14 protein-coding genes are annotated in these 15,508 nt (G+C 59.5%); 10 read left to right on the forward strand and 4 right to left on the reverse strand.

Translation table 11 applies throughout. The features are described 5' to 3' along the window. Positions 1-246 precede the first annotated feature (246 nt). The 3 genes from GV027_RS21985 to GV027_RS20565 all read right to left on the reverse strand — a co-directional run bounded on the left by GV027_RS21985 (position 247) and on the right by GV027_RS20565 (position 3,696). Positions 247-783, reverse strand: coding sequence for a J domain-containing protein (locus GV027_RS21985; protein ID WP_107959144.1), 537 nt, complete (start codon positions 781-783; stop codon positions 247-249). Positions 784-1,151: 368 nt separating this feature from the next. Then, the gene (locus GV027_RS20560; protein WP_159513465.1) at positions 1,152-2,978 is read right to left on the reverse strand and encodes a DUF885 domain-containing protein; all 1,827 of its coding nucleotides are present in this window, start codon (positions 2,976-2,978) and stop codon (positions 1,152-1,154) included. A gap of 373 nt (positions 2,979-3,351) precedes the next feature. After that, positions 3,352-3,696: a PepSY-associated TM helix domain-containing protein gene (locus tag GV027_RS20565; protein ID WP_159513455.1), complete on the reverse strand. Its 345-nt coding sequence runs from the start codon at positions 3,694-3,696 to the stop codon at positions 3,352-3,354. 229 nt (positions 3,697-3,925) lie between these two features. On the opposite strand from GV027_RS20565, the gene GV027_RS20570 reads away from it, so the two are divergent. The 10 genes from GV027_RS20570 to GV027_RS20615 all read left to right on the forward strand — a co-directional run bounded on the left by GV027_RS20570 (position 3,926) and on the right by GV027_RS20615 (position 15,102). Beyond that, positions 3,926-6,028, forward strand: a complete 2,103-nt coding sequence (locus GV027_RS20570; RefSeq protein WP_159513456.1) for a TonB-dependent siderophore receptor — start codon at positions 3,926-3,928, stop codon at positions 6,026-6,028. A gap of 618 nt (positions 6,029-6,646) precedes the next feature. Then, the gene (locus tag GV027_RS20575) at positions 6,647-7,198 is read left to right on the forward strand and encodes a transposase (RefSeq protein ID WP_159513457.1); all 552 of its coding nucleotides are present in this window, start codon (positions 6,647-6,649) and stop codon (positions 7,196-7,198) included. Further along, a complete protein-coding gene (locus tag GV027_RS20580; RefSeq protein ID WP_443029573.1) occupies positions 7,110-7,382 on the forward strand; it encodes a transposase in 273 nt (90 codons plus the stop codon). Before GV027_RS20575 ends, GV027_RS20580 begins: the two co-directional genes overlap by 89 nt. Before the next feature lie 73 nt (positions 7,383-7,455). Next, on the forward strand, positions 7,456-7,794 hold the full coding sequence (locus tag GV027_RS20585) for a type I restriction-modification enzyme R subunit C-terminal domain-containing protein (protein ID WP_201302731.1): 339 nt from the start codon (positions 7,456-7,458) through the stop codon (positions 7,792-7,794). Continuing rightward, a complete protein-coding gene (locus GV027_RS20590; protein ID WP_159513459.1) occupies positions 7,794-9,263 on the forward strand; it encodes an HsdM family class I SAM-dependent methyltransferase in 1,470 nt (489 codons plus the stop codon). Before GV027_RS20585 ends, GV027_RS20590 begins: the two co-directional genes overlap by 1 nt. Beyond that, a complete protein-coding gene (locus GV027_RS20595; RefSeq protein ID WP_236559435.1) occupies positions 9,260-10,030 on the forward strand; it encodes a RipA family octameric membrane protein in 771 nt (256 codons plus the stop codon). Before GV027_RS20590 ends, GV027_RS20595 begins: the two co-directional genes overlap by 4 nt. Continuing rightward, positions 10,027-10,950 (forward strand): GIY-YIG nuclease family protein, encoded by a 924-nt coding sequence (locus tag GV027_RS20600; RefSeq protein ID WP_159513461.1) that lies wholly within the window; start codon positions 10,027-10,029, stop codon positions 10,948-10,950. Before GV027_RS20595 ends, GV027_RS20600 begins: the two co-directional genes overlap by 4 nt. Next, on the forward strand, positions 10,947-12,602 hold the full coding sequence (locus GV027_RS20605; protein ID WP_159513462.1) for a restriction endonuclease subunit S: 1,656 nt from the start codon (positions 10,947-10,949) through the stop codon (positions 12,600-12,602). Before GV027_RS20600 ends, GV027_RS20605 begins: the two co-directional genes overlap by 4 nt. Continuing rightward, a complete protein-coding gene (locus GV027_RS20610; RefSeq protein WP_159513463.1) occupies positions 12,602-14,254 on the forward strand; it encodes an AAA family ATPase in 1,653 nt (550 codons plus the stop codon). The genes GV027_RS20605 and GV027_RS20610 overlap by 1 nt, the downstream gene beginning before the upstream one ends. Next, positions 14,251-15,102 (forward strand): hypothetical protein, encoded by an 852-nt coding sequence (locus tag GV027_RS20615; protein ID WP_159513464.1) that lies wholly within the window; start codon positions 14,251-14,253, stop codon positions 15,100-15,102. Before GV027_RS20610 ends, GV027_RS20615 begins: the two co-directional genes overlap by 4 nt. Here GV027_RS20615 and GV027_RS20620 read toward each other — a convergent pair. Next, positions 15,089-15,421: a hypothetical protein gene (locus GV027_RS20620; protein ID WP_236559436.1), complete on the reverse strand. Its 333-nt coding sequence runs from the start codon at positions 15,419-15,421 to the stop codon at positions 15,089-15,091. The genes GV027_RS20615 and GV027_RS20620 overlap by 14 nt on opposite strands. Positions 15,422-15,508: the final 87 nt, after the last annotated feature.

Below are 15,508 nucleotides of genomic sequence, written 5' to 3' on the forward strand. Positions count from 1 at the left end.
GCTGCGGGCTGTCCCGCCCGGCGGCCCAGCAGCCGAAAACCGAAAAACCCATAGGTCAGCATCCGAGGCCCGCGGCTTCCTGCTTTGGAGGAAATCGTACACCTGCCGGTGCCCGATTTCCTTCACAGAAGCAGACGTCCCCGCCCCCTGCCCAGCTTCCCAACTACCGCCGCTCGTTCATCTCCGCGTTACGACTGCTTTTGGCGGCTAACCCTGCGAATTCGAATGTCGCGGTTGGGCGATAGTTTAGGATGCAGGCTGTCCGAGTCCGGGTTTTGTGCCCGATGAGCTTTGGACGCCATTTGCAGGAGGTTCAGGCACGGGATGAGCGGCGACGCTACGTCGAACTGTAGGTGCCAATCCAGATTCCTCATTCCACAGAACTAGGATTGTAGCGATGGGTGCGGCGGTGAGGATCAGCAGGAAAAGGCCCATCAGCCATTCGTTGGTCTCTAGCGGCTGCGAGAAGCTACCGCTGGGCTGCATCGACGGGCTAGGTCGCATCGGGCGCCTGCCGGCTTTCCTGGGGTGAAACGGACGGTCCCCAGTCGCTCGGTGGGCAGACGGCCTGATCTGCGAGCGATCGTAGGCGGCGCGTGATTCCTTCTTTCCCAAAACGGAATACGCCTCGTTGATCGCTTTCGCACGAGCAGAAACATCCGCACCATGATTGGCATCGGGGTGATATTGACGGAGCAGCGCTTTCCACGCGGCGTGGATAGTTTCTCGACTTGCCGTCGAGGGCACCCCTAGGACAGAATAATAGTCGGGTGAGAGAGCCATCTAGCCGTTACTTGCGGCTAAAACGCGAAAAAGGAAAGTCCGCCCGTCGCGTGATCTTAACTTCGTCTTCTCAGAGATCCAAAGGGTGGCTTTAGGGGCCAACAGTCGGATGGAAGCGACATTCAAGCAGCGCCCGCCGCTCCCCCAGACGGTCGCTCATTCATCTTCGTCCCGCTCAGCTCAACGGCCACCAGTCACTGTGCCCTGATCCAAATTCCGGATTCGGACGGGACAAAATCTCAACGGCGTCGACTGGTTTACCAAGGGGCTGACTGCATAGAACTTACGCTTCGAGACCGTGCCGCCGTCCCTGCGGATTCAATACGGGCAAGCCTGTTTAGCCGTCAGGGCACGTCGAGCCCGCTTGGCTATCGGGCGGCCGCTCGCTTCGCCGCACCGCCGCCAGCAGCGATCCACTTGTCGATCTTAGCCTCTAGCACCGGCATCGGCAGCGCTCCGGTATCAAGCACCTGCGCATGAAAATCGCGCGGATCGAACTTCGGGCCAAGCATCGCCCGCGCCTTTGCCTTGGTCCCCGCGATCGTCAGCTGGCCGATCTTGTAGGCGAGCGCCTGTCCCGGAATAGCGATGTAGCGCTCGACCTCAGCAGTCGCATCGGTGCGCGCCATCGGCGAGTTGGCGAGCATGTAGTCGATCGCCTGGTCGCGCGTCCAACCCTTGGCGTGGATCCCGCTGTCGACCACCAGCCGCATCGCGCGCAGCATTTCGTCGTTCAGCCCGCCCATCCGCTCATACGGATCGGTCTCCATGCCGAGCTCCTTCCACAGGCTTTCGGCATAGAGCGCCCAACCCTCGACATAGGCGGTGTTGCCACCGAACCGCATGAACGCGGGCAGCGCGGTGTTTTCCTGCGCAAGGCTGATCTGGAAATGATGCCCCGGTACGCCCTCGTGGAGGAACAGCGTTTCCATTTCCCACGTGTACCGCGAGGGCAGGTCGTAGGTGTTGTAGTAGAACACGCCCGGTCGCGACCCGTCGGGCGTGCCCCCGTTGTACGATCCGGCCGCCTCGGTCTTTTCCTTGAACGCCGGGACCGGGCGGATATCCAGTGTCGTCTTCGGCGTCAGCGAGAATTGCTCGGGGATTAGTTTGGAGATACGCGCCTCGATTGCCCGGTAACCGTCGCGCAACTGGTCCACCGAGCTCGGCTGGAATTGCTTGTCGGTGCGTAGGAAGGCGAAGAACGTCGGCAGGTCGCCCTTGAACCCGACCGCCTGTTTCTGCGCTTCCATGCCCTTCAGGATTCGCGCGACCTCGGTTAGGCCGAGCTGATGAACCTGCTCCGCGGTCATTGGCAGCGTCGTGTTTTGCCGGATCAGAAAAGTATAATAGGCGTCGCCGCCGGGCAGGGAGGAAAGACCTACCGTGTCGCGCGCGGCAGGCAGATAGACGTTAACGAGGAAATCGCGCATCTGCCGATGCGCAGGTATGATCACGTCGCGAATCTGCGCGCCATAGGCCGCCTTCAGACGCGCCTGGTCCGCTGCGGGGATCGTTGCCGGAAACGTCTTCACTGGGCCGTAGAAGGTCGAGCCCTCGACCCCTTCCGCGATGAGGTTGTCGAACTCCTGGATCATGTTGGTGACGACCAGCTTAGGCTGGACGATCTTGTCCTTCATCCCCTGCCGGAACAGTCCGATCGCGCGGTCGAGGACAACGGCATATTTCGCGTTGCGCTTCAGATTGTTCTCATAGTCGGCGAGCGTCTTGAACGGCGCGGCGCCGTTGCCCGACGCGAAATCAGGATAGAAGGTCTGAAACCCGTTCATATGGTCGATCGGCAGGTCGCGCTGCACCTTCAAGAGCGCGGGCGCAAAACCGGCGAGATCAGTCTCGTTTCGCGTCTTGAAGACGTCATAGGCGATCTGATCTGTCGGGGTCAGCTTGGTACGATCGATTGTGTTCAGGGTCGCGAGGTCATGCTCCACTGCCGCGCGCTCGGCCGCGAGATACGCATCGGTCAGATAGTCGCCAAACCGGTCGGCGTAGCGCAGGTCGCCACGGAAAACCGCCTCGATGGGATGACGCTTCAAGCTCGACTCATCGCTGTTGTAGAACAGCTGCTTCAAACGCGCGTCGTCTGCGCTCTCACCCGGCTGCACGACCGGCGCGGGTACCGCCTGCCCCCTCGCCGCGGCAGTCGCCAGCGTGGTGGACAGTAGAGCCGCTAGCATCAGTTTGACGGACAATATGCGGCTCCTTGGGTTGCGACGGTGCGAGGGTTAGGATGCGGCCATGGTTCCCGCAAGCGAACGAGGGTTAACGCGCGCCTTCAAGTCAAAATGAGCGACTGGAGGTCGGATTATCTCGCTTAACGTCGGGTCGGCAGCGAGGTCATCAAGGCAGGTTCCGCAACGAGAATAGCCGGGGAAGGCTCAGGCCGGCATTTTGGTCCACTATCTCTTCGGACCGCTACTTTGAGAACGTCAACCTGCTCAGATCATAGAGAATTGCGAACAGGACCCATAAGTCGCCGTTAAATGCCCTCCCCGGCTTTCCAAACTCAGACGCCCGTTAATCTTAGCCAGACGGTCGCTCGACCGGCCACTAAAGCTGGCCTGGGACGCCTTTCTCAGCGGGGACGCCCTTCGCATTGGGTTGGTGGCGGTGAAAGAACACGCCCAGGCCGTGATCGCCGATCTCGAACAGATTGACCGCCTCGCCATAGTGCGGCGGGGTCTGCGCGGTCAGGCGGCGCATCGTCGCGTCGATCGGCTGCTGGAACGACGAGCGCGTGGCGAGATGGCCGGCCGACCATGCGCCGATTTCGTGCGCGAAGACCGCCACGGTGCCCGTCAGCACCACGGCATAGAGCAGTAGGCCGAGCAGGATGCCAGACCAGCCGTGCACCGCGACCATCGCCTTGGTCTCTTCCTTCTTCAGATGGATCATTGGGCCTCCCCCAAGGCGGGCGCAGCGGCGGGTGCGGCGGCTTGCCGGCAAGCGACATCAGTGTCACCACGATCGCGCTTGGCCCGGCCAGCAGAGTTCGCGCCCATCGATGACGAGACTGGATCGGTTTCGTGCGCGTCAAGCAAGGCAAGCTTAATGCAATTGATAATCTTTCGCAAATATATAAGAGCGCCCACAATCGGACTGCAGTGAGACGAAGGGGCGGAATATGGGGAAGTTGATCGTTGCGGCCGGGGTGGCGAGCATGCTGGCCAGTTCTGCGGCCTGGGCTCAGAATGCGGAGCCGCCCGCACCGGAAAACGACATCGTGGTGACCGGCACCATCGCCGGCACAAAGACCGAAACCCCGCTGATCGAGCTACCGCAGCCGCTCACCATCATCCCGGCCGACCAGTATCTGTCGCAGGGCGCGATCAACATCAGCGACACCGTGAAGTACGCCGCCGGCGTCCTCGCCAATCCCTATGGCCGCGATACGCGAGTCGATGGCTTCAACGTCCGCGGCATCAGCGCGCTGCAGTTCCGCGACGGCATGCGAGACATTTTCTCCTATTATGCCAGCATCCCCTCGGACCCGTATAATTTCTCGCGGGTCGAGATCGTACGTGGCCCGGCATCGGTGCTGTTCGGCCAGGGCTCGATCGGCGGTCTCATCAACCTCGTCTCCAAGACGCCCGAGTTCCGCACCAGCGGCGAGCTGAACCTCGTTTATGGCAGCTATGACCGCAAGGAGGCGCTAGGGGATATCAACCTGGCGCTCAGCGACACGCTGGCGATCCGTGCGGTCGGACGCGTGCGCGATTCCGACACCTTCATCGATCATGTTCCCGACGACCGCGTGATGTTCGCACCGTCGATCCGCTGGCAGCCGACGGCGGATACCGATCTGATCCTGACCGGCCTGTACCAGAAGGACGACACCGGCTCGACCTCGCAGTTCCTGCCGATCGTCGGCACTTTCGCGCCCAATCCCGGCAATCCGGGCGGGCAGCTCGATCCCTACACATTCGTCGGCAAGGCCGGCTGGGACCGCTATGCCGGCCGCTCGCTCCAGGGTGGCGGGTCGCTGGTCCATCGCTTCTCGGACAATCTTCGTATCAGCCTGAAGGCACGATACATCGACAGCGACCTCGAATATTTCACCCATTACGCCGACAGCTATACCAACCCGACCAATCCGTTCGCGGTTTATGGCACCGATGGCCGCACCATCGGGCTGTATGCAGACGCCAGCGATGCGCGGATGAACGTCTTCTCGACCGACAACAACGTCCAGCTCAAGTTCAATACCGGCGCAGAGATCGAGCACACGCTGCTGGCCGGCCTCGACTATAGCTGGAACAAGGTCGGCAAGAGGTTCGCGACCACGGCGTTGGAGACGGTTGATCTATACGACATCGATTATGCATCGCTGCAGACCTACGACCCCAGCGGCCCGTTTGCCTATGATTCGCAGAAGCAGCTCGGCGTCTATGTCCAGGACCAGATCCGCTTCTTCGATCGCATGTCGGTGATTGTTGGCGCCCGCCGTGACCATGTGACCAACTCCTCGGGCCAGGAGGACAATGCCACGACCTTCCGCGCCGGCATCATTGGCGAGCTCGGCGCAGGCGTCTCGCCCTTCTTCAGCTACACCGAAAGCTTCCTGCCGATCGCCGGCCGGCTGACGGGGCCTGGCGGCGTCCCGACCGACCCCTTCAAACCGCAGATGGGCACGCAATACGAGGCGGGTGTAAAATGGCAGCCCGATCCCCGAACGCTGGTCACCGTGACCGGTTTCAAGATCAAGGAGCGCAACCGCGTCCTCTATCTGGCCAACAACGTGACGACCCAGTCCGGCAAATTGTCCACCAAGGGCATCGAGTTCGAGGCGAGCCGCGTCCTGCCGGGCAATTTCGAGCTGCTCCTGAACTATGGCTACAGCCAGCTCGATTCCGAGGCGAACACCAGTCTCGACTATATGCCGCGCCACACCGCGTCGATCTGGTCGACCAAGACCTTCGGGGACAGCAGCGGGCCGCAGCTGAGGCTCGGTGCGGGCGTGGTGTATAGCGGCAAGAGCAAGTCGACCGGGCCGCTCGACCCCTATGGTCTCAACCCCGGGATCGCGCCCGGCACACTGTACACGATCGTCACCCCGTCGCGTACGACGGTCGATGCTCTGGCGGAGATCAGCTGGGACAAGTGGCGCCTGGCCATCAATGCGACCAACTTGCTGGACAACCGAGGTTTCGCCTCCTGCCTCGCGCGTGGGGACTGCTTCATGGCCGCACCGCGCAACGTTATGGCAACGCTGGGCTTTCGATTCTAGCAGGCGACGGCTTCGCATCACTATTCGGCGGCATGGATGCCGGCCGGGCCAACGCCAGCTCAGGAGGTTTTTCCTGCGGTAGAACCAACTGGACTACCACTGCATCACGGTCGACCGGGCGCTGTTCGCTCCAGCTTACCCATCGGTGGCGCCAACCAATTTGCACGGACGACCGCATGCAGGAACGATCGAGAGCGTCGCGAGCGGCCAATTCGGGCCCGTTGCTGCCTGTCCGGTTTGTGCCACGCGAACGGAAGGATCTGTCGGGAGCAGCCGTTCGCCGGCTAACGCAGCGATGGCTTGAACTGGTCGATGGCTGTCTCGGCGGTCACGACCCAGTTTCCGCCATTCCCAGCGCCTTTTCACGCGCCCAACTTCCGACATTCATTCATCAGTGCCCGATCACCCTGCGGCTCCGCTGGAACGGCGAAAACTGGGACACCGCGTAATTGATGTAGCCACCCTCGTGCATGGTACGAAGTCGCCTTGGCGCTTCAATGCAGGAGGGTGACCGATGTCGATTTACGCAGGATTGGATGTGAGCGACAAGACGACGCATATCTGCGTGGTCGACGCCGACGGTAAGGTGTCCTTTCCGCGCGGGTAAACAAAAGTGATGTGCACGATGCAGAAGGGCTCGCGCAGCTGGCCCGCACTGGCTGGTACAAGCGGGTTCACATGAAAGCGTCGGCCACGCATATCGACAGGGCAGCCCTGCGTATTCGCGCCCAGCTCATCACCGCGCGGACGTCCATGGCCAATCAGTTGCGCAGGCTCCTGAAGCTGTTCGGCCTGCGCATGGGTACTGCCAGAACACCGGGTCGGCGTGCCGAACGCCTGGCCGCCTTCCATGCGCAGCGCCCAGATCTGACGCCTCTGTTCGCCCCGCTTATTGCGGCCATGGAAGCCATTGAGGAGCAACTGCGCGCCTCCAATCGCCTGCTCAACGACCCGGCAAAGGCGGACAAGGTCTGCGCCCGGCTGATGAGCGTTCCTGGTGTCGGACCGATCACGGCCCTTACCTTCACTGCTACCATCGAAGACCCCCACCGTTTCGCAAGAAGCGAGGATGTCGGCGCCTATGCGGGGCTTGTCCCCCCGACGCAGTCAATCGGGAGAACGCGATGTGAGCGGACATATCTCCAAGGCGGGAGATCCCATGTTGCGTAAGGCGCTTTACGAAGCGGCCAACGTCGCACTGTCGCAGGTGAAGCGGCCGTTTGTCCTTCAGGCGTGGGGCAGGAAAATCGCCGAAGCTAAAGGGCCCAGGCGTGCCAGAACGGCCGTCGCACGGAAGCTCGCCGCATTACTCCATTCGCTTTGGCTGAACGAGACCGAGTTTCGCTGGGCCTGATCCCCGGCGTTCCTCATCCCGCTCAGCCATGCCCAGGACGATCTCGTCAGCTTTGTAGAGGGTCAAACCTCGTTTGGGACTCAGAGACGTCCACCTATTCCGCTCGGCCGCCTCGATCATTGGCTACATCCGCCAGGCTGCGATAGGTGACCCGCTTGTTTCCTATGCGGAGCGCGTCCGTCATGCTGTCGAAGCAATCCTGCGCAAGCGCCAATGGACCGATGTTCAGCGCAAATGGATCGAGCGGATCGGGCGGCAGCTTGAGCTTCAAATCGTGGTGGATCGGGCCGCATTCGATGCGGAACCGTTTGCATCGCTTGGTGGCTGGCCACGGATCGACTGGGTCTTTAATGGCGAGTTGGAACAGGTCGTTCGCGACCTCTCTGAAAAAATCTGGAAAAAAGTAGGGTAATGAACGGACCTAGAGCGCGGGAGACCGTTCAAAAGCTGTGGAACGCCAGCAAAAGCCTGCAAGGCGGCGGCGTCAGCTACTACGAATACGTGACTGAGCTGACCTATCTCCTGCTGCTGAAGATGCTTGAGGAAGTGTCGCGCGATGGCAAGAAGCTCGAAGACCGCCTGCCAGCTGAATACCGCTGGAGCGCCCTCCGAAAGAAGGAGGGCGAGCAGCGCCTTCAGTTTTATCGCACCTTGCTGGTTTCGCTCGGAGCCAAATCGAAAGTCAATTTCCCGCTGGTCAATCAGGTTTTTACCGATGCCAAGACCTCGCTGACCAAGGCCACGGCACTCACTTCGCTGATCACCACCATTGATAATGTTGACTGGTATGCGGCGGAGGAGGATGGCCTCGGTGATCTTTACGAAGGGCTGCTGGAACGCACGACTTCAGAGCGAAAATCGAAGGCCGGGCAGTATTTCACGCCTCGCCCGTTGATCGATACCATCATCGAACTTGTCCAACCCAAGGCAGGCGAAATCATCCAGGACCCCGCTGCCGGGACCGGCGGATTCCTTATTTCCGCACACCGCACCATCTTGCGCGACACGGATGAGCTGACGAAAGTTTCCAAGGAAACCGCGTTTGCGCAGCGCAATGGCAATTATCAGGGCGCGGAGTTGATCACTGGCACGCACCGGCTCAACACGATGAACCTGCTGTTGCACGGCATTGACCAGCCGATTGACTGCATTGATGCGCTGACATCGGATGCCGAAAAATTTGACCCCGCCGACCTCATCCTAACCAATCCGCCATTCAACAAGTTTCCAGAAAGCACCACCCGCAGCGATTTTGTGATAACGGCAGGATCACGCAAAGGTCCCCTCCCGTTCATGGAACATGTTGTGCGCGGCCTGAAGGTCGGTGGACGCGCGGCCATCGTCATTCCTGACAACATCCTGTTCGAAGACAATATGGGCCGCGATCTGCGCAATTGGCTGATGGACTTGTGCGATCTGCACACCATCCTGCGCCTGCCTACCGGCATTTTCTATGCGCAGGGCGTGAAAACCAACGTCATGTTCCTCACCAAGAAGTCCGAAGAACGTATCGGCGCGACCAAGAAGGTATGGTTCTATGACCTGCGGGCGCAAATGCCCAACTTCGGCAGAAACCGTGTGCTGGCGGCAGGCGATTTCGCGCCCTTTATCAAGGCCTACGGCGCTGACCCGCTCGGCACAGCCAAGCGTACGGACGAAGGCGAGACCGGGCGGTTCCGCGTCTTCACGCGCGAAGACATCGACAAGCGCAATGATAACCTCGACATTTCCTGGCTCCGCGAGGACGAGGAAGAGGTCGAGGAAGGCTTGACCGAACCCGATGACATCGCCGCCGCAATCCTTGGCCACCTGCGCGCCGCGCTGGAGGAGATCGAGGCGGTTGCTGACGAACTGGCCGAGACCGAAGAGGTTGAGGCGTGACTTGTAAAGTCTATTTGGAGACGACAGGCCTCCAGCGGGATTTGGAACCCGTCAACGATCTGCGTGATTCGGGGACGCCATTTTTCGATCTAAACTACAGCATGAGGAAGGCCGCGCTTGAACGCGCTCATGAAATCAGGAAGTTCGAAATCCAGCTTTATTGGAAGCGGGCGAATTATTTCTGGTTGTTGCAAGCAGCCGTTTTCGCTGCAATCGGCTTAATTTGGAAAGGCGGGGCCGACGGAGTCCCTGTGGCAGTGCCCGTGGCACTCGCTGCGCTTGGCACGGTTACGGCGGCGGCAGGTTGGTTCTCAGCTCAGGGCTCGAAATTCTGGCAAGAGAATTGGGAGCATCATATCGACATGCTGGAAGACGACTTTGAAGGTCGACTTCACAAGACTGCATATGTCGGAAAATATGGTCTTCGTTGGTCAGTCTCTGGCGTGAACGACAGATTGAGCATCTGTTTCTTCGTTTTCTGGTTGTTTTTGTTGGCGGCAGCATCTCATGTTGCGAACCCCAACTGGACATTGCAGCCATCGGACGTTCAGGCTTCCATAAGCTTGACGGAAATCGTGAGCATTGCCTGCTGGATTGGTGCAGCGCTCGGGATTTGGGCCATCTATTGGCGTCCTACAGAGCTCAAAGGCAAAAAGGTCGAATTTGAAGTTCAGGAAGAACGCCAGCCAGTGCAGACGTTTCGTCCACGCTTGACCAAGGACAAAACTGCAAGGCCCTATCTTGTTGATCGGGAGCCAAAGATATGACCCCCGAAACCTTCGGTCGCACCATCCAGCTTTTTCTCGTCGATGGCACGCCCACCGGCTTGCGCAAGGCGACCATTCACGGCTGGACTGGTCTCACCTTCGTCGCCACCGGCACCACCTTCGCCGCGCTCACGGCCCGGCCAGAGCTGGACCGGACGGGCATCTACATTCTCTCCGGGCCGGACGCAGAAGCGGTGGGCGGCACGCGCGCGTACATCGGATCGGCCAACAGCGTGCGCGAGCGGATCAAGCAGAGCGCGGCGCAGCGCGAGTTTTGGGAAACCGCGATTGCCGTCACCACCAGCGATGATGATCTGTCCAAGGGCCATGTGGAGTATCTGGAAGCGCGGCTGATCCAGATGGCGGCGCAGGCCAACCGCGTCACGCTGGACAACGGCACCAGCCCCGCCGGGCAGCGCCGCCGTCTGCCAGAGGCGGATCAGGCGAACATGGAACAGTTCCTCGTCAATCTGAAAATCATCCTGCCCGTGGTCGGCCTCGATCTGCTCAAGCCCCAGCCGCGCGCTGTCACTCAGACGGCCACCCCGGTGGCGCAGCGCACCAGCGGCGAGATGACATTCGAAATTCGCCACAAGTCCGGCGTGCAGGCGCAGGCGGTGGAGGAAGATGGCGAATTCGTTGTCCTCGAAGGGTCGCAGGCGCTGAAGGATACCGGCTATGTCCAACAGAGTTATGGTGCGCTGAAAGACAACCTGGTCAAGCAAGGCGTGCTGCAACCCGGTGCCGATGGCCGGTATACCTTCGTCAAACCCTACAGCTTCTCCAGCCCCTCCGCCGCTGCCGCCGTCGTGCTGGATCGCAACAGCAATGGCCTGTCCGAATGGAAGGTGAAGGGCGAGAAGCGGAGCTATAATGACGTGAAGCAAGCGCGCATCGCTGCCGATGGGGTGGGCGCATGAGCGAGTTGCCGCAGGGATGGGCTGAAGCCACGGTACTGGAGCTTGCCGGTCAAAATAGTGTCGTCACGGACGGCGACTGGGTCGAGAGCAAGGATCAAGACCCCATGGGGTCGGTTCGGCTAATCCAGCTTGCTGACATTGGTGACGGCTTTTTCGTCAATAAGTCGCAGCGGTTCATGAACGTTGAGTCAGTAGAACGTCTGAACTGCACCTATTTGCAAAATGGCGATGTTCTGATTGCTCGTATGCCAGACCCGCTCGGTCGGGCGTGCATTTTTCCTGACATAGGGCAGCACGCCGTAACCGCAGTAGACGTCTTTGTTTGGCGTCCTGACCGAGAGTTGGCGGGAGCAGACACGCGTTGGCTGATGCACACAATCAACTCCCCCGCAGTGCGAGCGGAAATCTTAAGTGAGGCCGGTGGAACTACAAGGCAACGGGTCGCCGGTGGCAAATTAAAGCAACTTCGCTTGCCGGTGCCGCCAATCCCGGAACAGCGGCGGATTGTGGCGACGGTGGATGGGTTGACCGCGCGCACCGCCCGCGCCCGCAAAGAGCTGGACCGCATCCCCACCCTCATCGCCCGCTACAAACAACGCCTCCTCGCGCTGGCCTTTTCGGGGGAACTGACGGCGGGTTGGCGAGCAGCAAAGGGTTTGAGTGACGCCAAAGAGGTTGCGCTGGTCGACGTAGCGAAGGGATTTTCGTACGGAACCTCAGCAAAGTCGGCCCCGTCCGGTGAAGTACCGGTGCTCCGCATGGGTAACATTCAGGATGGAAAACTGGATTGGACAAATCTCGTCTTCACGTCCGAAAAGGCCGAGATCAAGAAATACACGCTGATTCCCGGCGACGTGCTTTTCAATCGAACCAACAGTCCTGAGCTGGTTGGGAAGACGGCGCTCTACAAGGGCGAACAAGACGCAGTTTATGCGGGATATTTGATACGCATCCAATGCACTGAGAAGTTGATGCCGGAATACCTCACTTACAGCCTCAATGGCCCCGCGGGACGGAATTACTGCTGGGCAGTGAAGACAGACGGTGTGAGCCAATCGAACATCAACGCAAAGAAAATAGCAGCATTTCGGTTCTTGTTACCCAGCTTGGACGAACAGGCCGAAATCGTCCGCCGCATCGATTCCGCCTTTGGCTGGCTTGACCGCATGGCCGCCGATCACGCTGCCGCCGCCCGCCTCCTCCCCAAACTCGACGCCGCCATCCTCGCCAAAGCCTTTCAGGGCAAGTTGGTGCCGCAGGACACCAATGACGAACCAGCGGCCAAGGTGCTGGAACGAATCAAGGCAGAACCGGGCATAGCGCCGAAGGGAAAGCGCGGAGGCAGGGCGAACCTGCCGCCTATCACGGGCACCGCCGAAATCACCTTGGGACCAGTGACCGTGTCTGCAACGGGCACGGTCGGGAACGCGCCTACGAGAGCAAGGAAAGTCTCCATGACCAAAAGCCGTCAGGATGACGACGTGAAGGGCAAGCCATATCTCGCGGGGCTGCTCAAATCTGGCCGCTTTAGCGACGCGCAAAGCCTGTTTCGCGCCGCCGATCTGCCCGTCTCCGATTTCTACAAGCAGCTCGCCTGGGAAATCGACAAGGGCCACATCCTCGACAACGCCGAAGAACTGAAAGCCGCCTGATGCGCCTCCTCCGCGTCTACATCGACGGCTATCGCAACCTGAAAAACGTCACAGTCGATTTCGACAAGGACAGCCTGACCACGGTTGTGATCGGCGAAAATGGCAGCGGGAAATCGAACCTGATTGAGGCGATTGTGGAGGTGTTCCGGTTTTCTGATCTCAAACTGCCTCCGCCGAGCTTCCACTTTGAAATTGAGTACATCCTGAGAGGCAAACACGTACGCATCTCAAATAGAGAGGGGCGCGTACATGCTTCTATTGTTACCTACGAGCACGGACCTTCAATCCGAGGCGGGGAGTTTGTTACGCCAAGCTCGGTCATGCCCGATTTGATTTTTGGCTACTATTCAGGATCGGGGCGAAAGCTTGAGAAGCTATTCGATGATCACCAATCTCGCTATTATGGCGTCATCAACAAAGAACGTGATGATGAGGAATACGAGGCTGCTCAAGCCGCTCGCCGACTATTCTATTGTCGGCCCATTCATGGCGTTCTCGCGCTGCTGTCCTATCTCGCCAAGCCTGGGACGGATGGCGACGTCAGAAAGCTGCTGACTGAAAAACTTGGCATTACTGGGTTTCACTCGGCTCTCGCACATTTCAAGGAACCATCGTGGTTCAATCATGGGAACTGGCAGAAGGCGCGAAGCCGGGCGGATGGTGTCGGCAGAGGACGGCGCACATATGATACGCTTGGCGAACAGGCGATGGATGTCTGGGGGGCCCGTGGACCCGCTGGAACTTGCGCAAGGACTTTGCGCGACATCGCTTTCCACCCTCTGACTATGGCCGGCAAGGTAGTCGATGACTACCGTCAGAAGCCGCGTACCGAAGCCCAACTCGCTTGTTTTCTTCGTGACAAAGCTGCGCTTCAGTCCTTTGCTGCAGAATTTGAGACTGATCAGGATATGTTCGCTGCGCTTGAAGCAGCCGACATATCCGACCTGCTCCGCGAAATGATTGTTTGGGTTACGCGCAAAAATGACGATAGTGGCGATGTCAGTTTCAGCGATTTGTCCGATGGCGAGCGGCAACTATTGATGGTCCTCGGCCTGATCCGCGTCTCACGTGGCAAAGAGGCGCTGTTCCTGCTCGACGAACCCGACACCCACCTCAACCCCGCATGGCAGCTCTCCTATCTCGACCTGATCCGCGAATGGACCGAAGTCGCGGCTGACGAGGACAAGTGCCAGATCATCATGACCACCCACAACCCGCTGACTATTGCGGCGCTGACCAAGAAAGAGGTCCGCGTCATGCAGAAGGGGGCGGATGACCAAATTCTAGTCACCGAACCCTATGCCGATCCACGTGGTCTAGGCTTCACGTCGACGCTTACCGAAATATTTGGCTTGCCGACCACACTTGATCCAGAAACGCAGAAGCAGATCGACGAGCGCAACCGGTTAGCTCGCTTGGAAGAGCGCAGCGACAAACAGGAACGTGACCTGATCGCCATAAATGACAAGCTCGACCGGCTTGGCTTCATGCACGAAAGCCGTGATCCGCTGTACGATGATTTCCTAAAGGCGGTGCAGGATTACAAATATGCCGACCGACCGCCAATGACGCAGGACCAGATCGAAATACGCAGACTCGCCATGCAGGCTCTGATCAAATCGCTATCCGAAGACCGGGGGAAAGCGCATTGATTTACGTGAAGCGTGACCCGGCAAAGATTCCGGAAAAGGTCCTTAAAGTCGCCGAAAGGGCGCAAATTCAACTGGAAGCGCTTCCCGCTGATGAGCGTATCGCGTTTATCAAGAAGAAGTCTCATGTATGGCGTGGCTTCAAGCGCTACCTCAGGGCGATGTCGTATGGCAAGTGCTGGTATTCTGAAGCGGTCGGACCGCAATCACCTTATGATGTGGATCATTTTCGTCCGAAGTCAGAGGGCCAGCGCGGCGACGGTGTCAAGGACGATGGCTACCCTTGGCTTGCCTTTGACTGGGACAATTTCCGATATTCCGCCGAACGCTCAAACCGGCTGAGCACAGACGAAGAGACTGGCGAGACATTCGGCAAATCGAGCTGGTTTCCTTTGGTGACGGGCAGTCCCGTCGCGTGCTGGGATAATCGTTGTATTCCGCAAGAAAGGCCGCTGTTGCTCGACCCGACGAACGAAGCGGACGTAGCTTTGATCGACGTCGGATCAGACGGGCTGATGGCGTCATCCAAGACTTGCACGAATGCAGGTAAAGAACGCGTGAAAGCAAGTGTGCGGTTCTATGGCCTTGACCTGCCGGACATTCTTGCCGCGCGACGCCAAGTGATGATCGACTTGGGCGATGAGATTGACAAGCTGCTCATGCTTTATGAAGGGGCGATGGAAGCCGAGCGCGCCAATGATCCAGACCTGATCGAAAAGCATCGAAAAACCATTGTCAGTCGGACTCTTCCCAATCGACCTTTCACACTTGCCGCCCGCGCAAAATTGATTGAGCGGGGCCTGCCCCAATTGTTGGCGGGGCCAGAAGACCATGCCGCTATGGCCGCTTAGCGTCACTTGTCTGCGGTTTGGAAACGAGCTCGCTCTCAAACGCCCGCTTGCCTTTGCGCTTCCACAGCATCAGTGCCTGTTCGCGTTCCTCGCCGCGCAGCTTAGCCGCCGATCGATGACAGCTGAACGAAGGGCCGTTCACCGATTTCGGCGTCTCCAAATCGGACGGGCCGCTCTCCACCAGGAAGCAGCCCTTCGCCCCCCCCCCTGCCCCCAACCTGAACGAACGTCCGCTTATCCCGATCTCCGCCCAATAGCGGCCGGGCAGCAATCCACCAGTGCTGCGCGGCGATGAAGGTGAGACAGCAGCGTCAATCAAGATGAGACTCCGTTTGGGGCTGTCGGCGTAGGGCGTAGCCCGGAGCCGACAGCCCCAAACGGAAGCCCTTTCGAAGGGCTTTGGTGG

Origin of the sequence: Sphingomonas sp. T1, from assembly GCF_902506585.1 — a bacterium.
GTDB lineage: Bacteria > Pseudomonadota > Alphaproteobacteria > Sphingomonadales > Sphingomonadaceae > Sphingomonas > Sphingomonas aerolata.